Below are 23,058 nucleotides of genomic sequence, written 5' to 3'. Positions count from 1 at the left end.
TCCAATATTCAATCTACAATCTCATCGTCATGAATATGACGATGAGCAGCCGAATTTTGAGGGAAAAACTATGAGCCAAGTAGACATGGAGTCCGTTTGGGAACTCGTGAGTCGCGTATCGAAATCACATCCTTGGCATGGCGTATCGATCGGTCCTGAGGCGCCAAGAGTCATCACCGCCTACATCGAAATCGTTCCGAGCGATACGATGAAGTATGAGCTGGACAAACGAACCGGCCATTTGAAAGTCGATCGTCCGCAACGTTTCTCCAACATTTGCCCATCATTGTATGGTCTGATCCCCAGAACTTGTTGCGGCAGTCGGGTTGCGAGCCTGTGCGCCAGCCGTACAGGGAAGACCGACGTCGTCGGAGATGACGATCCTCTCGATATTTGCGTCATAGCCGAAAAATCCATCACGCATGGAGATGTGTTGTTGGAGGCTCGGCCTATCGGAGGTCTGCGGATGATCGATGGAGACGAGGCTGACGACAAGATTATCGCCGTGATGAAGGGGGACGGTGTGTATGAAGGGTGGCTTGAAATTGAGCATTGTCCCTCCGCGTTGATTGAACGGCTCAAGCATTACTTCCTGACGTATAAGGATATTCCCGGGTCCACCCATCGAAAGTGTGAAATCGCTGAAGTCTATGGACGAGAAGAAGCCTATGAAGTCATCCGGCGAAGCCAGGAAGACTACCTTCTCCAATATCCCAGCGTTGATGCGCTGTTAACCGCAGCGCGGTAACGGGATGCTCTTCGCATCAAGAGTGCCTTCCCAATGACCATGCACTTGGTCCCATCGCAGTCCGTTAAGTCACGCTAACTGTCACGCCATCGTTGTCTTCACTGTCCTGATCTCCTGTGACGTCAGAGTTGCACTATTTTCGTGTACGGCGTACGCTTGGGCTGCGGGTCAATAGAGTCCACGCCTATGGCTATGACATGCTATGATGTGCGTAGGTTTCATAAGGTTTTATTCATTGCATTCAGCCTAAAGCAGGGAGTGTGTCATGATAAAACAAACGTCACGTATCTTTCGGGCCATGATGCTGGTGAGTCTCATTACGTTGTGGGGCTGTGACGACTCTCCAAAACCCGATCTTTCCAAGGCTCAGCAGGCACTCGAACATGCCCGTCAAGCTGGGGCGGAAGAGTCAGCTCCGGATCTTTTCGCAGAGGCGATGAAGTCTCTTCAAGAGGCAGCCGACGAAATTCAATCGCAGGACGATGCCTTTTGGCTGTTTCGTGACTATGCCAAAGCTGAAGAACTTCTAGCCAAGGTAGAGGACAAGGCGAAGCAGGCGGAATCTAAGATTACGTCTCTCGTCGATCGTGACACGGCATCGAGTATAAGCAGCAACGATCAGCATGCGCAGAACGATGTCATGCTCGCCGTGTCTCAAGCCCGTAAGCTGATTGGGGAGGCCAAGGCCATGTTGAGTCAAGCCCCGTCGGGAAAGGATGTGGAGATTGTGTTAGAGATGATGGAAAACGATATCTATGCTGCCGAGTCGACGCTTGCTGAAATTCCCAAGGAAATCGCTCCTCAAGACTATTCGGCGGTCACTGAGAAGGCGGAAAAGGTGCGAGGTGTCGCATCTCGAATTAGAGACCAGATTCTTCAGGCGATCGAGAAAACGCAAGACAGAAATCCATAATATGGTTTGATTGAAAGAAGGGCAGGCCTTCCAGGATGAATTGGCGAATCGTTTGGCCCTTGTCCATCCTAGGCTCACTGATGCTGCCACTCGTGTTTGCGGGGCCGGTCAGTCATGTCGTGAATCAGAAGGGTACTGAGAGAATCCCCCTCAACCATGGCGAATCGTTTCACAACTCAAAAGATCGTGTCTTTCGTGAACAGCGGGACGATGAAGTCTCTCTTCTGCTGGATCTTTCCAAAAACTTGCTCATGGTAGTGCGGGGGAAACAGGTCATTTATACGGCTCTTGCCGCGACAGGCAGTGGAAAGGAATTACACGATCCCACGAATCCCTCCAGAGCATGGAAGTTTGAAACCCCTCGCGGGACATTTACGATCGAGACGAAACTCAAAAACCCGGTATGGATTCGACCGGATTGGGCCTTCATAGAAAAAGGTCTTCCGGTCCCGAAGGATCAGAGTCAACGGCTCCTACCGAATGCGCTAGGTGACTATGCGCTGGGGTTTGGCGATGGCTATTTTATCCATGGAGCGCTCTATACCTATTTGCTGGGCTTCTATGTCACCCACGGCTGTATTCAGCTCAATGACGAAGATCTCCGGTATATCTTCGAGACCGTTCCTGTTGGAGCCCGATTGGTGATCGTGTGAGGACGGGAATACGGTATCGTGTCCTGCGAGGCGGTCGGCGTAAAGGAGATGAACATGCAGAAACTGATCGATGGTCTACGAGTCTTCCAACGTCAAATCTTTCAAGAAAAGGAAGAGCTTTTTCAGACGCTGTCCCGAAAGCAAGAGCCGCGGGCGCTCTTTATTACCTGTTCCGATTCCAGGGTCAGTCCGACGTTGTTAACTCAGACAGACCCTGGGGACCTCTTTATTCTACGGACGGCAGGAAACCTGATTCCGACCTACGGCGCGGCGATAGGCGGCAGTACCGCCACGGTGGAATACGCGGTTTCGGTCTTACACATCCAAGACATTATTGTCTGCGGACATACCGATTGCGGGGCCATGAAAGCGCTCCTTCATCCGGATAAGCTTGAAGGGTTGCCAGCCGTGAAGGTTTGGCTCCAGCAAGCCGAGACGACTCAACGCATCGCGGCAGACCATTTTGGACACTTGACCGGCGATGAACTCTTCGTCGCGACGATCAAGGAGAATGTCGTCGTTCAGCTCGATCATCTTCGCACTCATCCATCCGTCGCGACGAAGTTAAAGAATGGAAAGCTTCGCCTGCATGGCTGGGTCTATTCTATAGACTCCGGTGAAGTCTGGACCTATGACTTTGAGAAAAAAGAATTTATCGAGCTGCGATAGTCTTTTTTGATCATGGTTACTCTTGGATCATGAGGCCGCTGTGATTCGCCTAAGCGTATTCTTGTCGGTATGGTGAAACACGTCGGATTGTCCCGCAATCTGCAACAGCGTATCTTCCTCATAGCTGAAGCTGTTGCCATCATGTATGGTGACCGTGAGTCGGTAACTGACGGTTTTTGCATGTTGGTCAAGATAGCGATTCGATAACACTCCGTATGTCTCTGATCCAACATCTGCTTGCATGGTCAGGGTTGTGTCAGAGGGCTCGGCCGTGCCGCCGGCTTCCACGGCGATTCCTCGCGGGACGATGAAACAGCGTAAAACCTGCTTCGCTTCGGCGTCCCATAGCCAATAGCCCACTTCTTCATGGAAGGGATTCTCTTCTCCCAATGGCCAGATCGTCGTACGGTATCGTAAGGCATACAGCGATTGCGAGCCGTTGACCACCGGACCAAACGGTTCAAAGGTCATGTGTTCACGAAACGAGGTTTCCTTCTTGCCGTGTTTTTTCGATGGGGCGACATCAAGCCCCTGATCCCCCTCCCAAGTTCCCGCCAATGGTCCCAAGGGGCCTAGGTTCCGAATGAGTTCTTCATCTGCCATGTGCGCGTTCTCCTTTCGTTACGACTTCTTGCCGTAGTTTCAGATTCATGATTTGGCTGGTCAGGCTGTCCATACTCGAACGGATTGTATCCATCGTAAGCCATGGAGGATGAGTCCGATCGTTTTCGGGATGCTCAATTGAATCGGACGGGTCTTCATGCAACGCAAGACATGGTCCGCTGCCCGTTCTGGGGTCATCATCATGGGTTTGTGGTTGGCTTTCGGCAATTTCGTGTCGACGTACCCGAAGCGAATATTCGTCACACTCACGCCGTATGGTCTCAACTTCATCGCCATCGACACGAGATAGTTACTAAAGGCCGCTTTGGATGCCGTATAGGATGGTGCGTCTTGATTGTAAAAATCATCGGCCAAACTGGAGAGGCCGATGAAATGTCCGCTGCTGCGTCCCATCCATCCAGGGGTGAGTGCAGAGAGGGTTCGTACCATAGATGTCAGGTTAACCTCAATGACGTGGGCTTCCCGGGAAAGATCGGGAAGTGTCAAGCCTGATCCAATCGCCGCACAGTAAATGCAGACGTCAAACGGACCTTCTTCGGCTAGAAGACGTTGCAGGAGCGCGGGGTATGTTGACGATGTGATATCCAGGGTCTCGTGTCGGGGACCGTTCATGTCCAGGGGACTCGGACTACGAGACACACCGACAATTTTATCCCCTCGAGCAACCAGGGCACGAGTCACGGCAGCTCCGATTCCATCGGAATTGCCGATGATTAAGATTTTTCTGGGAGAGAGGATGTCCATGCGGGCTCTAGGTGAAAAGAATCAATCTCACGGTGAAATGACCGAATAGATACGTATGACAGCGTCATCGTTCCACCATGAGAGTTCTAGCCGATATGGCGTGGTGTTGTCGATATTGCTCGTCATGTTTTGTGGCCGGGTGATGGCCCAGCTCATACAAGCGATCTATCCGCTGTCTTTTCTGCCATCGTTTGACTCTTGGCATAGTGGTGCGCTGCCTTATGGGGTACTAGTGTTGGCTCAATTCATCATAATCGGGATCTGTGTTCACGTTATTCGAGGCCTGTTCAATCTCACCATAGTTCCTTCGTTACGTCGGGGAAACATGCTCTTAGGATTGGGGGGCGTGTACTTGGGAGGCATGATGCTTCGGTTGATTCTCGGATTGACGATCGCGAGGAATCATTTCTGGTTTGGCGCGGTGTTACCCACGATCTTTCACGTCGTTCTGGCCACGTTCCTCCTCGTTTATGGACATTTTCACTATCGGTATGGCCACTCGTCGAATGCATCATCGGTTGTCGCGTCATGAAAACAATCGTGAGGTATGGGGCGTACCCCGTTGTGTTGTCGGCTTGCGTAGCCCTATATCATTTCCTGCTCAATATTGGCGCAGGATTACACTTGGCTAGCTACAGTTCTGTTTTCATAGGCGCGTTGTTGATGATGATTCTTGAGTATCGGTTCCCTCATCGCAGAGCTTGGCTCCCGCGTCGAGCCGATGTTTGGCAAGACGCCATCTTTATGATTTTGATTCAAGCCGCGTTACCGAAGCTGTTAGCCTTCGCGCTTGCAGTGAAGTTAGTGGAGTTGCTTGAGCCCCATGGTTTTGCCGTGTCGGGAGTGTGGCCGGGTTCCTGGTCCGTTCCGTCACAAATGTTGCTCATGATGTTGATCGCTGACGGATTTCGGTATTGGCTCCATCGATTTGCTCATGAGTGGGAATGCCTGTGGAGATTTCACGCGGTCCATCATTCGCCTCATACCCTCTATTGGTTGAATGTGGGACGGTTTCACCCGATCGATAAAGCTTTACAGTTTTTCTTGGATGCCTTGCCGTTTATTGTCTTGGGAGTGTCGGAATCTGTGCTTGGTTTGTACTTTGTCTGTTATGCAGTCAACGGATTTTTTCAGCACGGCAATGTCGATGTGCGACTAGGCATCCTCAATTATATCGTCAGTGGGCCAGAACTGCATCGCTGGCATCATTCCATGAAAAAGGAAGAATCCAATCACAATTACGGCAACAATCTCATCGTGTGGGATCTGTTCTTTGGGACCTGGTATTTACCGAAAGGGCGGCATGTCGGAGACCTTGGACTCATCAACAGACATTATCCATCCAACTTTGTCGCCCAGATGAAAACGCCGTTTATCCCCGGAGTTGATAAACAGGCGGAGCCGATCGAACGTGTCTGAAGAAATGTCTCGCCATACTGACCTTCACTCCCACATGCGATCGATCGACAAGAGCGTCTGGGGTCCGATGATAAAGCAGACCCATGATCCACAGTCGTCCCAAAGGCAAGTTTTGAATGAAATTCTGGCGAAGAATGCCAATACGGCATTTGGAAAAGAACATGACTTTGATCTCATTCAATCATACGAAGACTATCGGGCCGCCGTCCCGATTTACACGTATGAAGAGTTTCGGCCATACATTGAGGCGCAGGAACGGACGAAAGAATGTCGGCTCACGATTGAGCAACCTGTGGCGTACGCTCAAACAAGTGGGACAACAGGAGTACCGAAAAATATCCCCATTTTGGAAAGTACGATCGGTGTCCTGAGCAGGCATCAACAATTGACGACATTCGCCCAGTATCAAGGCCTGCCAACGATCTTTGATGGAAAGATTCTAGTGTTATCGAGTGCGAGAGCGGAGGGAGCTTTGGAGACCGGCACTCCTTACGGGTCGATGTCTGGATTCCTCCATGAATTGTTGCCTGATTTTATCAGGGACAAGGCTGTACTGCCTCCTGAAGTCTTACGTATCGAGGAATATGATAGGAAGTACATCGCCATCGCGGCCCACGCCTTAGCGGAGCCGAACCTCTCACTGATCGCGACGGCCAATCCTTCGACCGTTATCAAACTCTTCGATGTCATTCGTGAGAATCTGGCCGTCCTGATAGAACTCTTGCCCCTGAAAGACAAGCCGGTTTTTCACGTAAATATTCCCATGCCTCATCCCCAGCCATCTCGGATCACGGAGCTAGAGAAGTTTCTTGAGCAACAGGCACATTTGACGTTGGGTTCGTTCTGGCCGGGGTTACGAGCCTTGGTGACCTGGACTGGGGGAAGCTGTGCCGCCTTACTTCCACGAGTGCAAGCACTGTTGCCGCCAAAGACGGAAGTGATCGAAATGGGATATTTGTCGAGTGAATTGGCCGGTAGTGTGAACATCGATGTACGGTCCAATCGTTGTATCCCGACATTCTACGATAACTTTTTCGAGTTTGTGGAGGAGGGAAATTGGGAGGATGATGATGCACCGGTCCTGACTCTTGCCCAGGTTGAAGAGGGCAAAAGGTACTATGTGATCGTGACGACTAGAAACGGACTGTATCGGTATTGCATGAATGATATTATCGAAGTGACGGGCTGGTTCAATCAGACGCCGACGATTCAATTCGTGCAAAAAGGCAAAGGAGTCACGAATCTAACTGGAGAAAAGCTCTACGAACATCATGTGACGACTGCCGTGGAAGCCATCCGACAGGAATATGGGATAGCCTTTGGCTTCTTTCTCATGCTTGCCGATCCAGTCCGGCTGGAATATACGATGTGTATCGAACATCCTGTGCTCAATGAAGGAGTCATGCATAGGCTTGACAGTCAGTTGAGCATGCTCAATATCGAGTACAAGGTCAAACGTGAGAGTGGAAGGTTGCAGCCTTTGAAGGTTCTGTACGTGAAAGACGGAACCTCCGAATCGTATAAGCGGCATTGTCTTGCCGAGGGGCAGCGAGAAGCCCAGTATAAAGTCGTGCGATTGCAGTACGTCAAAGACTGCTCGTTCGATTTTTATTCATATGCGAGGTGATTGTTGGGATGCAGGTCAAGCAGTTGTCTATGAGATCGTTGGCGATACCTTTTAAACAGGTCTTTGCCCATGCATCGGCGGTTCGTGCTCAGACAGAAAGCGTGTTGGTGATGGCGGCTTCTGAGACAGGGAACATTGGAATCGGGGAGGGATGTCCTCGACAGTATGTGACAGGTGAAATGTTTCAAACGTGCGAACAGTTTTTCAATGAATACCAGGCAGTGTGGGCTACGTTTCAAAATTTAGAAGATATCAACTCATGGCTGGAGACCCACACAACCGAGATCGATCTAAATCCGGCGATATGGTGCGCTGTGGAATTGGCGCTACTGGACCTTTTGGGAAAAGAAAGTCAAAAGTCTATTGAAACGGTCGTCGGCGTGCCGGAACTTCAAGGGAATTACCAGTATTCAGCCGTATTAGGGACTGACAGTTTGGCGGCGTATCAAAAACAGCTACAACAATTTGTGGCGTTAGGATTTACGGATTTTAAAATTAAAGTCACAGGAACTATTGCAGATGACGTAAAGAAAGTTGAGATGCTCAACAACGCTCATGTGACGAATGTTCGTATACGCCTTGATGCGAATAATCTCTGGAAGACTTCCTGCGAAGCGATCGACTATCTACACCAGTTCGATTGTCCGTTTCTGGGTATAGAGGAGCCGGTGCAGGCTGGCGACTATGCAGGCTGCAAACAGATTTATGAGTCACTCGGTGTCCCTATCATTCTTGATGAGAGTTTTTTGAGGTTGGATCAGTTCCGCCATCTCGAAGATGCTCCGAAAGCCTGGATCATCAATATCCGGATCTCTAAGATGGGTGGAATCCTGAGATCGCTGGCCATCGCAGAACAGGCCAAACGCTGCGGAATTCCCATCATTATCGGGGCTCAAGTCGGAGAGACCAGTATTCTCTCGCGTGTCGCGCTGACGGTAGCGAATACATTCAGAGAGAATCTGCTGGCCCAGGAAGGGGGCTTCGGCACGTACCTTCTGGAGTACGACATTACCGACAGGCCTCTTATGTTTGGCAAGAATGGAATTCTCGCTGTCTCATCGGTGGAGAATGGCCATGGCCATGGTGTGGTGTGCCGTTCTTAGGAGAAGGACCTCTCTTACTTTTCCCCTTTCGTGATTTCTCACTTCCCTCTCTGCTGAGTTTTTACGCCTGTACATTTTTATAGATGTTGGCTAGGATTGGCCGTGGTTGATTAGCGATTGTCCAACGTCCGATTGGAGGATAGAAGAGGCTCGAAAAACGACATGACTGAACCGACGATTATTTGTCCGAAATGTCAGAACGAAATCAGACTCGAGGAGTCTCTCGCCGTGCCACTGATCGAAAAAACCAAACAGGACTACGAGCGTCGGTTGGCCCAGAAAGATGCCGATGCCGCTAAGCGAGAAGCCGCCGTGCGTGAGCGCGAAGCGGCAGTTGCCAAAGCCAAAGAAGCCCTCGATGAGCAAATCGCGGAAAAACTAAAGCTGGAACGCACCAAAATCTCTACGGAAGAAGCCAAGAAAGCCAAGCTCGCGATAGGAAGTGACCTGGAGCAAAAAGCCAAAGAGCTTGCTGAACTCCAAGCCATTCTCAAACAACGAGATGAAAAACTAGCCGAAGCCCAGAAAACTCAGGCTGAGCTGCTCAGGAAACAACGAGAGCTGGATGATGCCAGGCGAGAGCTGGATCTCACGGTCGAAAAACGGGTGCAAGAAGGGCTTATCGCCACTCGGGAACAAGCCAAGAAAGAGGCCGAAGAATCCTTGAGCCTCAAAGTAAAAGAGCGGGAGCAGACCATTGCCTCGATGCAGAAGCAAATCGAAGAACTCAAACGAAAAGCCGAGCAGGGCTCGCAGCAGTTACAAGGCGAAGTGCAGGAACTGGAGTTGGAAGCCCTCTTAACGACCAAATTCCCTCTTGATCAGATTCAGCCGGTACCCAAGGGTGAGCATGGAGGGGATGTGTTACAACGGGTCGTCAGTGGTTTCGGTCAGCCCTGCGGTCTGATCTTGTGGGAATCGAAACGCACGAAAAATTGGAGCGACGGCTGGCTGACCAAGTTACGCGAAGATCAACGGCAAGCCAAAGCCGAGATCGCCGTGATCGTGAGCCAAGCCTTGCCCAAAGAGGTAGAGACGTTCGAGCTCGTCGATGGAGTGTGGGTGACGCATCCGAAGGCGGCCTTGCCGGTCGCTCTTGTGTTGCGCCATACGTTGATGGAAGTGGCTTCAGCCCGTCAGGCCACAGAGGGCCAGCAATCCAAAATGGAATTGGTCTATCAGTATCTAATGGGACCGCGATTTCGTCAACGGGTTCAAGCCATCGTCGAAGGTTTTACCTCTATGCAGGAGGATCTGGACAAAGAGCGGCAAGTCATCAGGAAGCAATGGGCTAAACGTGAGGCGCAAATTGACCGCGTCATGGAATCTACCGTCGGCATGTACGGCGACCTCCAAGGCATCGCCGGCAAGACCCTCCAGGAAATCGAAGGCCTTGAGCTCAAATCTTTGGATGCACCGAAAAACGAAGGTGGTGAGACAGGAGGAAAATTGTTTGAGTGATGAGTTTTCTTCACCGTTTGTCCTTGGATCGTGCCTTGCGTCCAGGTCTCATGTTCCGTAGCATGTGATAAATGCTGGGAGCGTCTTACGGGAATCTCAAATAGTAAGAAAGAATGCGATTTATGGTTGAAATGTCGTCTCGCATGTTTCCTAAAGGCTCAAAAATATTGAGACTCGTTAAGGCAGAGACACTCACTCTTAGTACAGAAAGGCTGGATCCATGAATGACCAACAGCTGCTTAATCGGCTTACGATTGATCCTAATGTCATGGTCGGTAAACCGATCATCAAGGGCACTCGCTTAACTGTAGAATACATTCTCGGTCTTTTAGCGCATGGCACAACTGTCACAGAGGTGTTGGAAGAATACGAAGGGCTTAGACAGGAAGATATTCAGGCGTGTTTGTTGTTTGCCACTAAGTCTTTAGAAGACACAGCATTTATGCCTCTGGCGGGAAACGGGTAAGTGCGTTTTCTGGTGATGAATGTACGGGGCCTGCCGTGGCTCGCTGGTTACGAAATGCAGGCTACGCAGTTTTCTCAGTCTATGAGGAAGCTCGGGGGATGACAGACCGTGAAATTATCCAAAAGGCATATGCCGAGAACTGGATTCTCATCACGAACGACAAAGGATTTGGAGAAAAAGTGTATCGGGAGCGTCATCCACACCGGGGTCTCATTTTTTTACGTCTTGAAGATGAACAGGCATTGAACAAGATTGAAATGATCAGGCAATTACTTGATCATTACCAAGATCGGTTAGCAGGGCAATTTGTTGTCGTTACACCAACGCAAGTTCGATTTGGACATGCTGGTTTTTAGAAGCTAGGGAAAGAATAGGCTTCTCAATGAAATTGAAGATTGATGAAGAAGCCGACGCGTTACATTTGCAGTTGGTTGATGTTGCAGTGGACGAGTCTGAGGAAGTCGTGCCCGGTGTCATTGTCGACTATGATGATTCGAATCAAGTTGTAGGAATAGAAGTACTTCATCTATCAAAGAGACCTAACCCCGTCAATCTTTCAGCCTTTCAGTTTGAGACGAAACCGAAAAAGATTACGGCGACAAGCTGATACAAACCTTTTCCCTCTTTGAATGCCATTCCTCATATCCTCTCTCCGTCTTGACCAATAAGGCAGTTTTGCAAAAATCCATCATGCGCATGGCGAAGCGTGAAGAACAAGGCGAGCGCGTCATGGAATCCACCGTCGGCATGTACGACGACCTCCAAGGCATCGCTGGCAAGACCCTCCAGGAAATCGAAGGCCTTGAGCTCAAATCTTTGGATGTGCCGAAAAACGAAGGTAGTGAGACAGGTGGAAAATTGTTTGAGTGATGAGTTTTTTTCACCGTTTGTTCTTGGATTGTGCCTTGCGTCCAGGTCTCAGGGGCAACACTGTATCGCTATGTCAGTACAGACGCATCCCCATCCTTCCATTCACGAAAATGTACGTTGAGATGTCACTGAGAGTTAACAGACCATACCATTGACAAATACACCGATTTCTTTACAGTTCAAGCCGAGACACATTCGCGCACAGGGATTTTTACACAAGAGGAGTCGTACTCGATGGCTCAGTCGCCTCAGGTCATACTTGAAGGCCCTAGATGGTCGCATGCGCTGTGGGAGTACGTGTTGAGGCAGATTTTTCACGAGTGGAGGAGCGCGTTTCTGCCAGATAAATGTTTTCGGTGGAATACAGATAAAATCTACAGAGATGTGTATTACCCGAAGCCCTGTCCACATTTCACCCATCAGAATCATTTGCCTGGCTCGTCAATTAGTGAGATCCTTCCCTATCCCCTGAACCAACAAGTTGCTGGGGCCATAGCCAACGTATTCGCGAACCAACATCCAGTTAAGATCAGCCTCGATTGGCCTTCCCTTCCTAGCGGCCAATAGTATCGGACAGTATTGAACGTCATGCCGCTCCAGAGTGAGGTGCTAGGGTTGGCTCATGACTATGGCCCAATCCTAGATCTATGCCTCAATCGATACAGTCGAACGCCCTTACCAGACTGAAGTAAGGGCGTTCTGTTTCTGCTCGCCAGGCATTTGTTTTGCAACCGTCGAGGATATTTCTGGTCCATTTCTCCCGTGATATCAAACGACTATTGGATGCTCTCGGCGAGTTGGATAAAGTCGTTAACAGCCTTTTGATTTTTTAAAGCTCGGTTGACACTCAAGGTAAATACCTTGTTTTCGGTCACCCAGGTTAATTCTGACATACCTCGTTTGCTGGGGCTTTCCTTCACGCGCAATGCTGCTGGATGTCCGTTTACCTGCTCGTTACATAACTCAGCGGCAACAGCAACGCCTCCTCCGGCAAGTGAAAAGTCATATTCATTCAACGCCACAAGACCCATTTTTTTGACAACAAATAACCGATTGATGCCGGTCCATTTATCATTCACTCGCGTGCCTGATTCTCGGATATCAATCATTTGCGCTTGACCAAGTTTCGATGCGTTTACGTTTGCGGGTGTGATCTTTAAGGCCTGAACCACATCAGCCATGACTCGATGTGCTTTCACGTTTTTTTGTCGAAGATCCAATGTTAAGACTTGAGACTCCCGAGCCTCAATGAAACCATGGGCCTTCATCTGTTCAACATCCTTACGCATGGCCTGAATTGCTGCTTCTGGAAACCGTTGTTCTTCTAAGGAAATGAACTGGCGGCCTTTAACAAATGGTGGATGTTCCCCTGGGAGAGTTGAAGGGTCGAAGGTGCGGAGGTCGAACCCCTCTGGTTGTTGAGCCATTCCAGCTGGCAAAAAGACAAACATTGCAAATAGTATGGCACTTGCGAAGGAGGTCAGGAATGCTGTCATTCTGCGTTCTGTATAATCTTTCATGACTGTTATCTCCTGAAGTCGTGATCAAAAGTTACAAGTCGTGGCATTTGTTGCTCCAATAATTCCACCAATAGCACCGGTCCACCAATGATAACCAACAACATACCACCCACCGGTCCCTTCACCCCAATGAATTCCCTCAGTATGCCAATCTACTTCATACCCGACAGAGCTATAATTATTGCTTACATTATTGCCAGGATGTTTAAGGAAAGTCGCAGAACTTGTACGGTTCAAGAACTTTCTTACTCAGGGCGAAGGGCGACAGAGGAATTATCATCAGCTTTGACGCGAAGGCGGGTGTTCGATCGAATCAGGTCGTTTTTTAAATTATTGAGCCGTTTCAGTTCGGCCACGGACTGTCCGAACTTTTTGGCGATGGATGAGAGGGTGTCTCCATAACGGACTCGGTACCAATTGGATGGCTGGGACGGTTCAGCCTTTAGATCGGGTGTTGGACTGTCATTCTTTTCCGGCCTGACCCTCAGGCGGTCGCTCCAGAGAATCTTATGGTCTTTCTTGAGATTGTTGAGGCGCCGGAGTGTTAGTACGGTCAAATTAAATTTTTCGGCGACCGATTCCAGCGTGTCCCCAAACCGGACCCGATACCAGGTGGGCGGGGGTGGCGGCGGTCCGGCTTTTGGGACGAGTGAGAGGTCGTCGTCTTCGGCCGGTCTAACCCGCAGGCGGTCGTTCCAGAGAATTTTATGGTCTTTTTTGAGATTGTTGAGGCGCCGGAGTGTTGATACGGTCAGCTTGAATTCCTTAGCGACCGATTCCAGCGTGTCTCCAAACCGGACCCGATACCAGGTGGGCGGGGGCGGCGGCGGTTCCGCTTTCGGGACGAGTGAGGGATCGTCGTCTTCGGCCGGTCTGACCCGCAGGCGGTCGCTCCAGAGAATCTTGTGATCTTTCTCGAGATTGTTGAGGCGCCGGAGTGTTGGGACGGTCAAATTAAATTTTTCGGCGACCGATTCCAGCGTGTCTCCAAACCGGACCCGGTACCAGGTGGGCGGGGGGGGCGGTTCTATTTCGAGTCCGTCTGGGACGCTCCCATCATCTAATCTCAAGCGCAGACGGTCGTTCCAGAGAATCTCCTCGTCTTCCTTAAGGTTATTGAGATGCCGGAGGGCCTGTTTGGTGAGACCAAATTGTCGGGCAACGTCTTCGAGTGTTTCCCCAAACTGGACCCGATACCACATGGCAGAATCCGGAAGTGGCTTTATCCACGTTTCGATTTGATCGTGGCGCTCTCGTACGAGAGAGCCTTTTCCCAGAGGAACTTTGAGCGAATATCCGACGTCCACGATAGGAATGATGTTTTGAAGAAGCTCCGGGTTCAGATCCTTTAAGACGTTAAGGGAAATTCCGGTCGTGTTTGCTACAGCTTTGAGATGGGCACGCTTCCTCACTAACGCTTCAGCGTATGAATACGAGGTTGTCTGATTGAGCGCAAATCCGTAACGGGCTGGTTGTGAAGCAATGAGCACTGCCGCGATAAAACTGGGAACGTAATCCTTGGTTTCTTGCATGATGTACGGCGTTTGCCGGATCTTCCAAAAGTCCCGGCTCCCGCTTTTCCGGATAGCGCGGGTAATTTTCGACTCACCCGCATTGTAAGCCGCGAGTGCCAGAGGCCAATCCTGGAATTTCTCAAAGAGGTCTCTGAGGTGGCGAGCCGCGGCGCGCGTTGACTTCACCGGATCCCGACGTTCATCGACATACCATGTCACATGAAGCCCATAGTGATGGCCAGTGGCTTTCATGAATTGCCAGGGACCTGACGCCTTGGCCCGCGAGAGGGCCCTGGGGTTAAAGCCACTCTCGACGAGCGAGAGATACCCAAGCTCTGGCGGTAATCCAGTTTCTCTGAAAATGCGCTGAACCAGCTTCTTGTACCCCTCGAATCGGTCAAGGTATTTCTGGAATCTCTCGTGAATGTCATGTTGATAGTAATCGATGATGCGGGTGACATGTTGATTCCGCTCGAGTGGCATCATGGCATAGGAGCGGCCATTCGACACTAAAAAACGATGGGAGGTTTCTTGCTGAACATGGCTTTCTGTCTGCGAGTATTGATTCGCTGGCCAGAGCTCGGCGACAGCGGCCGCTACGTTCCAACACAGGCTCGTCATCCCAATGACAACTATGAGGTACAGGCCAGTTGGAGCTAGTTCCTTTATTTTGGACACGATTATAAGCATTTTTGTGAGTTTTTTGTGACGACACGTATGTTTTGTAACCTTCTCACCTTTGAAATTTGCTGTCAATACATGTGAAGCCTCTTAGTGTTGAGGATAGAAATACTCTATGCTCCGTTTGGAATCATTGTCCTACGAGACACATTGCTAAACTGAACAAGGCGCCGCGTAGTTTTTGAGGAAAATGGCAGGGGTTTGTTAGCTGTTACCTTTGATAAGGCAAACTCGTCACGTCAGAATTGAAGGAGCGTTTGTCTCTTGCGTGTGTGCGCGTATTTCACGTTCTTATGACTTCTCCGTTATGGTCGCTGAATAGGTGAAACGCAAAGAAGCTTGCCAGCTCTGTATACTCTGAACTGACAAGCTTCTTTGGGTGAGATTGGTGAGGCTCGTGGATCCCATTGTCGATTACCTTCATTTTCAGAAGTGTAATCGACTGGAAAATATGCGACCAATGCTTTCTGATGATGGGAGCAGAAGTATGGTCTGCAAAGGGGCTCTCCAATCCCATTCACTGATTTCTGTCCAACTGCGAAACCGGAGCTTTTCCAGTCTCAACAGTGAGCTGATAGCTCTCGTTGACACATTCAAAAAACTCCCTTAATCCAGGACAAAGCAGCTCTCGATAGCCGTTTGATTAAAACTCTCTTCCCTGACCAACACCTCGTACTTGAACTCAGTTCCCAATGCGATGAATTCCTCGGGAATCGTTATCGAAGTTTCCCCAGGGGTGAGCATGACATAAAATTTCGAGGGAAATGACTGGTTCAGTACTTCGACCACGAGCTCGTAGTTGTGAATTACCACCGGAACTGGCGGCTGAATTCCGGCGCCACCACCGTTAGGGTCAGGATGTGAAGTGGTCACAGCCGGCCATGCAATCGTCACAGGAGCATGTGTCACGGTGGCGTCATAGCCAGGGTCGTCCGCGTCGCAGACCTGCGCTGCTGGCAACGCATTCACGGTCGGTTCCGGGGGCGCCGGCATTACATGCGTGAGTTTGGTCTCACTGCCAAGTTCGTTGCCTTCAAGCGTTTTACCTTCGATTTCATATGTTCCCGCTGGGAACCGTCTGAAGAATTCTTGAGGGGAGAGGTCTTCGAATTGCGGCTCGGCACTCTCAAAAAAGAGTTCAGTCATTCCTTGGGCTTCCAGGCGACCGTTCGCTCGAATGTTCAACATCTTTCTTCCCCTGGGATCTTCGATGGTCAGCTTCTTCCATGGGTCGCCATCGATCGAAGCATGAATGCCCAGATCGCCATCGGTATTGTTCAATTCAAAGAACAATTCGGCTTTTGAAAACGGAGCTTCGTGATCATTTTTCGCCCAACTGACTGAAACCATGCCGATCATCCACAGTGCGCACATGGCTAAAGAAAGGAAAAGTAACTGAACGGTCGTTTTTCTCATCGTGATACCTCCTGTCGTTTTTTTGTTGAACATGTGTGATAGGTGATTTCAACGCCGAAAGGACAAAATAGGTTTCGACGTCGTCCAAGCTTGAAGTGGAGAGTACTAGACGAAGTTCATCCCGAGATGATCGCTGTATTACCAGGAGGTGAGATACGGGAAGAACGTGTCAGGAATGTGAGGCGAGCCGGGGTAAGTTGATGATGAATGTGCTGCCCTGAGGAGGTTCGCTGACGAGCGTGATGTCGCCGCCGTGAGCACAGGCCACGGCACGGGCAAAACTCAGACCCAAACCACATCCCTCCTGAGCACGACTGTGATCGCACCGGAAGAACCGGTCAAAGACGCGCCGTTGATCAGCCGGTTGAATGCCGATTCCGGTGTCAGTCACGGTGACCCGCAGAGCATGTTGCCTGCCAACGAGGCCGATCGAAATGTTGCCATGAGATGGCGTATATTTCAGCGCATTATCGAGTAGATTCGCGATCATGCGCTGAAGCATCTGCCGGTTGCCCTGAATTCGGCAATCGGAGTCGAGCTTACATGTCAATTCGATACCTTTTTCTTCTGCGGCAGGCTCGAAGAGATCGCGGGCATCTTCGATGAGCGTCGATAGGTTGACGGGTTCTTGATCGGTCTGCATCACGCCGGCTTCAGCTTCGGCGACATCTAAGGTCGTATTGATCAAGTGAAGGAGGCGATCGCATTCTTGGAGCGTATCGGACGCGGCCGAATGATAGTCTTCTTCACTGTTTGCCGATGAGAGAGCCTGTTCTGAAATAGCGCGAATTCGTGACAACGGACTGCGAAGGTCATGGGCAATATTATCTGTCATTTCACGCATTTCCGAGATGAGGGTTCGAATGCGTTCCGCCATGGCGTTAAACGTATCTACGAGCTTCTGGACTTCTTCCCCCTGATTGGTGATCGTGACACGGCGGTCAAGCTGCCCTTTCTCGATATCCACCGCCGCATGACTCACTTCCTCAATGCCCGCGACCGCCTTTCTGGCGATCACCCATCCAATCCCAGAGGCTATGGGAATTGCGATACAAAACATCCCCGCGAAAACCAGAAGCAGTACGTCCATGATTTCTTCGGTCTCTTCCTGAGACTCTCCAATATGCAAGATGAGATCAGGGCCGATCAGGCCATAGGCGACCCTCGCAGGATACTCCTGGTCAGGCAGCTCAAGCGTGTCTATGCGATGTCCAGCCTTCGCTCCCATGACGTCTTGAACATATCGCTGGTCGGTGTTCAATCCGTCCCAGTCTGACAAGTCAGAGGCAAAGATTGGCTGACCCGTATCCGTCATCAATCGAATGAACATCTTGCCCTGATCACTCGATGTGGCTTCACGCTCAAGTTCTTTCAGCACCCTCTCTTTCCCTTCTGACTGGTAAAGGTCGCGGTATTCCACGATATCTTCTTCTAAATCTTCGTCCATGCGATTACTCAAGATGCTGTTGATGGAAAAATACAACACGCCGAGGCTTGCGATGGCAGAGAGCAGAAAGGCAGAAGCGTAGGAAAGCGTCAAGCGAAAGGTTAATGTCTTAGGAACCTTACGCATCGTTATCCCTCAGAACGTACCCGAGCCCCCTGATCGTGTGGATCAGCGGCTTGTGAAAGTCTTTGTCGACCTTTTCACGGAGTTTGCTGATGCGCGCTTCCACCACGTTGGTTCCAGGGTCAAAGTTGTAATCCCAGACACGTTCCATGATCATCGTCTTGGAAACAACGTTACCAGAATTGCGTATCAGGTATTCCAGCAAGGCAAACTCCTTGGGTTGCAAGTCGATCTTCTTTCCGGCCCGTTTGGCCGTGCGCGCAAGCAGATCGATGGAGAGGTCTTCATACGTAAGGCTCGTGGGCTCGGTGATCCGTTGGCTTCTGCGTAGTAGAGATTCAACACGCGCGAGCAACTCGCTGAATGAAAATGGCTTTGTGAGGTAGTCGTCTCCACCATGGCGAAGACCGTCTACCCGTTCATCGACTGATCGCTTGGCGCTCAGGATGAGGATGGGGAGCGCTTTTTTTTGCTCCCGGAGCTGGCCAAGCACTGAAAGGCCATCTAACCGGGGCAACATCAGATCAAGAATTGCCAGGTCATAACTCTCATAGAGTAATGCTTCAAGACCCCTCATACCGTCTTCTACATGGTCAATCGTAAAGCCAGCTTCTTTCATGCCTTTTTGAATAAAATCAGCGATGACGCGATCATCTTCAACCAATAGGATTCTCATGTTTTTCCCCTTGACACCTTATCCCACATGGCCAACGTCTCATTGTCATGCGTCTTGTCCACAATTCTTTCCGTATCATCGCCTGCACGAATTTCATGACCTTACCGATAATGTTAAAAGCCATGCTTATCATTCCATCATAGCGAAACCTGATATGTGACAACATTACCATATGATGAACTTCCCGCAGCGTGATTGCTTCGCAACCGGGAACTTGGCACCCTAGAATACAAAAGCTACTACCTAAGTAAACGCCCGTTGACGGATCGATTCCTGAATGTTTATGTCTTTTCTCTGTTCTCTCCTGTTTCTGCTTGTTCTTGGCCCAAGCTTCGCCGGTGCGCAAGAGCAGACGAGGAAGGCCTTAGAACCATCGTCAAGTGACCCCGTGAGAATTTACAGAAGTCCGGAAGAGCGAAGAGAGGCTGGTCTTGGCAAGCAGGTCACCGAGTGGCTGAAGATTGGCGGCGTCATGGATCTAGAAAAAGAATACCGGGCTAATCGCGTGCGTGCCGGGAGGAATTCAAACGACGATCCAGATCCCGAATTGGCCGTCGAGCTTGGCTTTGAGGTTCAATACGGGGAATGGTTTGAAGCCGAGGTGCTGTTTGCGGTGGAAGAAAACGGCCGTCGGCACTATCAAGAGCTGGACGAAGGCCTCATCGGAATCGACCTCGCCGATTTCGGCTTTAAGCTTGGCCAGCTCTATGTGCCTTTTGGTGCCTATTATAGCCATTTTGTGACAGGACCGTTGTTGGAATTTGGTCAGACGCGAGGAAGAGCTGTCCAACTCGACTACACGTTTTGGGATTCTGTGGAACTCGCAGCGTACGTGTTTGAAAGTAAAGCCGATAAGCAAAAGACCCAAAATGCAGTTGACTGGGGTCTCAGTCTTGAATACACGTCGAACGATGAGTCGCTGATAATCGGCGCCGGGTATCTTTCCGATCTTGCCGAAAGTCAGGACGCATTGCTCCTGGACTACAACAATACCTATCAGCGTCGTGTCCCGGCCTGGAATGTGTATACCCGGATAGGAATGCCTCCATTTGAATTGACCGTAGAGGCACTGAAGGCCATGAAGAGGTTTCAGGAGTTTGACAAGAACGCCAATAAGCCCTTTTCTTCAAATTTTGAGCTGGCTTATTTTCCAGTCAATTTTCTGCAATTCGCCCTTCGCTTAGAGTTCAGCGATGAGTTAGCAGATGAACCGAAATGGCAATATGGCGTGGCGGCAACGTGGCGGCCTTTTAACAATTTGAGTGTGGCCATCGACTATCTCTATGGAACCTACCAGAACGACTTCGCCTTCGACGATCTGGACAACGAGCTACAGAGCCATCATATGATAGGCTCACAATTGACGGTGGGATTTTGAGGAGATCCAGGCGGACGAAGGCATCTCCCCTGGTTTTTCAATCTGAACACCCTTTGCTTTTTCGGTACCTCCAACCCATCAGTCCGGCCAGACCTGATCCCATCAATACCACTGTCGAAGGTTCCGGGACGGAAGAAACCAATTCCACACGAAATTCATGATCCTGTAAATTTGGAGTCAGGCCTTCTTCGACCAAAATCAGGCCCAGTCCGGGAGCATAGTATTTAAATTCCCTGGCATCGGGGTCCAATCCGTTTTCTTCCAAGATTTGCAGGGTATTCGTGAACTCGCCGATACTGAGTGAGACGGTATTTCCGAGTGAAAAGATCGTGGCTTCGTCTACAGCTTCGTCCTGAAGTGCGAATTCTTGCCGGTAATTGAATCCCACGATGGGGTCAGCGGGCATGATGAATCCAGGCAGCGCATCGTTGACGCCACCTCTCCATGCGCTTTCATTGTTTGTTTCAATCAGATTGCCGTCGTCGTCATAGACAAAGTTGGTGACATCTTCCCCAAAGTACCAGACATTGCCGACCGTGTCCTGCGCATAATAGTCAAACGTATCTTCGACGATCACACCATCTTCGAATGCGCGGTCACGCTGTATGGTGGTCTGGACTCCAAGTATCGTCGGCCCAGGACCCAGATTGGAAAATGTGAACTTCTCTGTGACGATCTCCCCATCCTCCTCCTTCTGTCCTTGGTAGGTTTGACTGACGCCTGTGACTATTGGGAAGTACGCGTTGTCGATGGGAGCACCGGGGATGAATGTGGCCGCATTGAAATCCGGCAGAAATGGCATTGCCCAAACTCCGCTAGGAGCCAACAATGACAAGGTGGTCAGCAGATACAGAACATGGTGTTTTACCTTCATAGCTTTTCCTCCTCGCGATAGAAGATCATGTATCGTTCGACGCCATAATCTGTCCGTTCATCGTGGGATTCTGTTTACTGTTTTCAGTCGAATAGAGTCAACGAAATGATCAAATGGTAATGTTTGTGAAGAGCTCTAAAGTTGGGACAGGGGGCTTATTTCTCAGATGTGGGCCAATGATGCTAGAATCTCTGACATTATCTTTCAGCATGCAAGCAGCACGTAAACAGCTTTCAACACACAGGAGTTTGTGAGATGCCCCCACTTCGATCAAAGACCTCTACCCAAGGCAGGAATATGGCCGGTGCCCGTGCCCTTTGGCGGGCGACTGGAATGAAGAATGATGACTTTGGCAAACCCATTATCGCGATCGCCAATTCGTTTACCCAGTTTGTGCCTGGTCATGTGCATTTACATGACTTAGGTCAATTAGTGGCCAGGGAAATCGAAAAGGCCGGAGCCGTCGCCAAAGAATTCAACACGATCGCGATCGATGATGGCATTGCGATGGGCCATGACGGGATGCTGTACAGTCTGCCATCCAGAGATATCATCTCGGACTCTGTCGAATACATGGTAAACGCCCATTGCGCTGATGCCCTCGTGTGTATCTCGAACTGCGACAAGATCACTCCCGGCATGTTGAACGCGACGTTGCGGTTGAATATCCCGACCATTTTTGTTTCCGGGGGACCGATGGAAGCGGGACGCACGAAGTTAGCGGATCATCATACGAATCTCATTCATGCCATCGTCAAAGCTGCAGACGACAAGCTGTCTGATGGCGAAGTGGAGGAATATGAACGATCGGCCTGCCCCACATGCGGGTCTTGTTCCGGGATGTTTACCGCGAATTCCATGAATTGTCTGACGGAAGTGTTGGGGCTAGCGTTGCCCGGTAATGGGTCATTACTGGCCACGCATGCCGATCGAAAAGAATTGTTCTTGGAAGCCGGCCGTCAGATCGTCGCACTCTGTAAACGTTACTATGAAAAGGATGATGGATCAGTCCTTCCTCGAAGCATTGCGTCGTATGAGGCGTTCGCGAATGCCATGAGCATGGACATCGCCATGGGAGGATCCACCAACACGATCCTGCATTTGCTCGCGGCGGCGCAGGAGGCGGGAGTGAACTTTACGTTGCAGGATATTGACCAGTTGTCGCGAAAGGTTCCCAATCTTTGTAAGGCGGCTCCAGCAATCGATACGTATCATATGGAAGACGTGCATCGAGCCGGCGGGATGATGGGAATTCTTGGTGAGCTCAATCGAGGTGGCTTGCTGAACATGAAGGTGAAGAGTGTGCATAGTGAATCGCTTGGGGATTCACTCGAGCACTGGGATGTGGCCGTGACGAAGAGCGAGGCTGTCAAGAAGTTCTTTCGGGCCGGGCCCGCTGGAATTCCCACCCAAACGGCCTTTAGCCAAGACACCCGTTATGAGACCTTGGATCTTGATCGGCAGAATGGATGTATTCGCGATATCCAACATGCCTATAGCCGAGAGGGCGGTCTCGCCGTGCTCTATGGCAACATCGCCAAAAACGGCTGTATCGTGAAAACGGCCGGTGTCGATGAGAAGCTTTGGGTCTTTTCTGGCCCCGCGCGCGTTTTTGAATCACAAGATTCTGCCGTTGAGGCCATTCTCGATAATCGAATCTTGGCAGGGGATGTTGTCGTCATCCGGTATGAAGGCCCGAAGGGAGGGCCAGGGATGCAGGAAATGTTGTACCCGACTAGCTATCTCAAATCTAAAGGCTTGGGTGCGGCTTGCGCCCTTCTGACCGACGGCCGGTTCTCAGGCGGTACATCGGGTCTTTCCATCGGCCATGTTTCCCCTGAAGCGGCAGAGGGGGGCGCGATCGGCCTTGTGGAAGAGGGTGATGAAATACAGATCGATATCCCCAAACGAACGATTCATCTCAACGTGTCCGATGACGAATTAGTCGAGCGTCGTGGGCGAATGAAAGCCAAAGGGCACGATGCGTGGATGCCGACCGAAGTTCGAAGCCGTGTGGTGTCTTCCGCCCTTAAGGCCTATGCCGCCCTAACGACGAGCGCCGATAAAGGGGCTGTCCGGAATTTAGAACAGCTCAAGCTGTAATCCGTCATAGACACGGCTCTACCGAGAAC

Annotated in this window: 23 protein-coding genes; 15 read left to right on the top strand and 8 right to left on the bottom strand. The window is 50.5% G+C overall.

Features of this window, described 5'->3' with window-relative positions; all coding sequences use genetic code 11:
• The first annotated feature begins 70 nt into the window (after positions 1-70).
• The 4 genes from MRJ96_00935 to MRJ96_00920 all read left to right on the top strand — a co-directional run bounded on the left by MRJ96_00935 (position 71) and on the right by MRJ96_00920 (position 2,983).
• Positions 71-748 carry an inorganic pyrophosphatase gene (locus MRJ96_00935; protein ID MDR4500006.1) on the top strand — a complete coding sequence of 226 codons (678 nt, stop codon included), beginning with the start codon at positions 71-73 and terminating at the stop codon, positions 746-748.
• Between the two features lie 265 nt (positions 749-1,013).
• Positions 1,014-1,661, top strand: a complete 648-nt coding sequence (locus MRJ96_00930; protein ID MDR4500005.1) for a hypothetical protein — start codon at positions 1,014-1,016, stop codon at positions 1,659-1,661.
• An 80-nt stretch (positions 1,662-1,741) separates the two neighbouring features.
• On the top strand, positions 1,742-2,314 hold the full coding sequence (locus MRJ96_00925; protein MDR4500004.1) for a L,D-transpeptidase: 573 nt from the start codon (positions 1,742-1,744) through the stop codon (positions 2,312-2,314).
• A gap of 54 nt (positions 2,315-2,368) precedes the next feature.
• The gene (locus MRJ96_00920) at positions 2,369-2,983 is read left to right on the top strand and encodes a carbonic anhydrase (protein ID MDR4500003.1); all 615 of its coding nucleotides are present in this window, start codon (positions 2,369-2,371) and stop codon (positions 2,981-2,983) included.
• A 27-nt stretch (positions 2,984-3,010) separates the two neighbouring features.
• Here the strand turns inward: MRJ96_00920 and MRJ96_00915 are convergent, their stop codons facing one another.
• Both MRJ96_00915 and MRJ96_00910 read right to left on the bottom strand, forming a co-directional pair.
• Positions 3,011-3,586, bottom strand: coding sequence for a heme-binding beta-barrel domain-containing protein (locus MRJ96_00915; protein ID MDR4500002.1), 576 nt, complete (start codon positions 3,584-3,586; stop codon positions 3,011-3,013).
• A 60-nt stretch (positions 3,587-3,646) separates the two neighbouring features.
• The gene (locus MRJ96_00910; protein MDR4500001.1) at positions 3,647-4,351 is read right to left on the bottom strand and encodes an SDR family NAD(P)-dependent oxidoreductase; all 705 of its coding nucleotides are present in this window, start codon (positions 4,349-4,351) and stop codon (positions 3,647-3,649) included.
• A 55-nt stretch (positions 4,352-4,406) separates the two neighbouring features.
• Between MRJ96_00910 and MRJ96_00905 the strand changes: the two genes are divergently transcribed.
• From MRJ96_00905 to MRJ96_00865, 9 genes are all read left to right on the top strand, one after another.
• A complete protein-coding gene (locus MRJ96_00905; GenBank protein ID MDR4500000.1) occupies positions 4,407-4,883 on the top strand; it encodes a hypothetical protein in 477 nt (158 codons plus the stop codon).
• Positions 4,880-5,770 carry a sterol desaturase family protein gene (locus MRJ96_00900; protein MDR4499999.1) on the top strand — a complete coding sequence of 297 codons (891 nt, stop codon included), beginning with the start codon at positions 4,880-4,882 and terminating at the stop codon, positions 5,768-5,770. The genes MRJ96_00905 and MRJ96_00900 overlap by 4 nt, the downstream gene beginning before the upstream one ends.
• Positions 5,763-7,397 (top strand): GH3 auxin-responsive promoter family protein, encoded by a 1,635-nt coding sequence (locus MRJ96_00895; GenBank protein MDR4499998.1) that lies wholly within the window; start codon positions 5,763-5,765, stop codon positions 7,395-7,397. The genes MRJ96_00900 and MRJ96_00895 overlap by 8 nt, the downstream gene beginning before the upstream one ends.
• Positions 7,398-7,426: 29 nt before the next feature.
• Entirely contained in the window at positions 7,427-8,500 is a 1,074-nt protein-coding gene (locus MRJ96_00890; GenBank protein ID MDR4499997.1) for a hypothetical protein, read from the top strand.
• 162 nt (positions 8,501-8,662) lie between these two features.
• Positions 8,663-9,961 carry a DUF2130 domain-containing protein gene (locus MRJ96_00885; GenBank protein ID MDR4499996.1) on the top strand — a complete coding sequence of 433 codons (1,299 nt, stop codon included), beginning with the start codon at positions 8,663-8,665 and terminating at the stop codon, positions 9,959-9,961.
• Positions 9,962-10,181: 220 nt separating this feature from the next.
• Positions 10,182-10,427 (top strand): DUF433 domain-containing protein, encoded by a 246-nt coding sequence (locus tag MRJ96_00880; protein ID MDR4499995.1) that lies wholly within the window; start codon positions 10,182-10,184, stop codon positions 10,425-10,427.
• Positions 10,428-10,462: 35 nt separating this feature from the next.
• Positions 10,463-10,783 (top strand): DUF5615 family PIN-like protein, encoded by a 321-nt coding sequence (locus MRJ96_00875; GenBank protein MDR4499994.1) that lies wholly within the window; start codon positions 10,463-10,465, stop codon positions 10,781-10,783.
• A gap of 26 nt (positions 10,784-10,809) precedes the next feature.
• Complete coding sequence (locus MRJ96_00870) at positions 10,810-11,034, top strand: DUF2283 domain-containing protein (protein ID MDR4499993.1); 225 nt, start codon at positions 10,810-10,812, stop codon at positions 11,032-11,034.
• A gap of 68 nt (positions 11,035-11,102) precedes the next feature.
• Positions 11,103-11,297: a hypothetical protein gene (locus MRJ96_00865; protein ID MDR4499992.1), complete on the top strand. Its 195-nt coding sequence runs from the start codon at positions 11,103-11,105 to the stop codon at positions 11,295-11,297.
• Between the two features lie 776 nt (positions 11,298-12,073).
• Here the strand turns inward: MRJ96_00865 and MRJ96_00860 are convergent.
• From MRJ96_00860 to MRJ96_00840, 5 genes are all read right to left on the bottom strand, one after another.
• A complete protein-coding gene (locus tag MRJ96_00860; protein MDR4499991.1) occupies positions 12,074-12,817 on the bottom strand; it encodes a hypothetical protein in 744 nt (247 codons plus the stop codon).
• A gap of 245 nt (positions 12,818-13,062) precedes the next feature.
• Positions 13,063-15,009 (bottom strand): LysM peptidoglycan-binding domain-containing protein, encoded by a 1,947-nt coding sequence (locus tag MRJ96_00855; GenBank protein ID MDR4499990.1) that lies wholly within the window; start codon positions 15,007-15,009, stop codon positions 13,063-13,065.
• 609 nt (positions 15,010-15,618) lie between these two features.
• Entirely contained in the window at positions 15,619-16,428 is an 810-nt protein-coding gene (locus tag MRJ96_00850; protein ID MDR4499989.1) for a hypothetical protein, read from the bottom strand.
• A 169-nt stretch (positions 16,429-16,597) separates the two neighbouring features.
• A complete protein-coding gene (locus MRJ96_00845; GenBank protein ID MDR4499988.1) occupies positions 16,598-18,001 on the bottom strand; it encodes a HAMP domain-containing histidine kinase in 1,404 nt (467 codons plus the stop codon).
• Positions 17,994-18,674 (bottom strand): response regulator transcription factor, encoded by a 681-nt coding sequence (locus tag MRJ96_00840; GenBank protein ID MDR4499987.1) that lies wholly within the window; start codon positions 18,672-18,674, stop codon positions 17,994-17,996. Before MRJ96_00840 ends, MRJ96_00845 begins: the two co-directional genes overlap by 8 nt.
• A gap of 277 nt (positions 18,675-18,951) precedes the next feature.
• Here MRJ96_00840 and MRJ96_00835 point away from each other — a divergent pair, with 277 nt between their 5' ends.
• The gene (locus MRJ96_00835) at positions 18,952-20,052 is read left to right on the top strand and encodes an LbtU family siderophore porin (protein MDR4499986.1); all 1,101 of its coding nucleotides are present in this window, start codon (positions 18,952-18,954) and stop codon (positions 20,050-20,052) included.
• 37 nt (positions 20,053-20,089) lie between these two features.
• Here the strand turns inward: MRJ96_00835 and MRJ96_00830 are convergent, their stop codons facing one another.
• A complete protein-coding gene (locus MRJ96_00830) occupies positions 20,090-20,926 on the bottom strand; it encodes a PEP-CTERM sorting domain-containing protein (protein MDR4499985.1) in 837 nt (278 codons plus the stop codon).
• Between the two features lie 255 nt (positions 20,927-21,181).
• Here MRJ96_00830 and ilvD point away from each other — a divergent pair, with 255 nt between their 5' ends.
• Complete coding sequence (gene ilvD / locus MRJ96_00825) at positions 21,182-23,029, top strand: dihydroxy-acid dehydratase (GenBank protein ID MDR4499984.1); 1,848 nt, start codon at positions 21,182-21,184, stop codon at positions 23,027-23,029.
• Positions 23,030-23,058: the final 29 nt, after the last annotated feature.

The organism is Nitrospirales bacterium, from assembly GCA_031315865.1.
Taxonomy (GTDB): Bacteria; Nitrospirota; Nitrospiria; order Nitrospirales; family UBA8639; genus JAGQKC01.
Note: the sequence above shows the minus strand (reverse complement) of the source record. Positions and strands in the feature narration are given on the sequence as shown.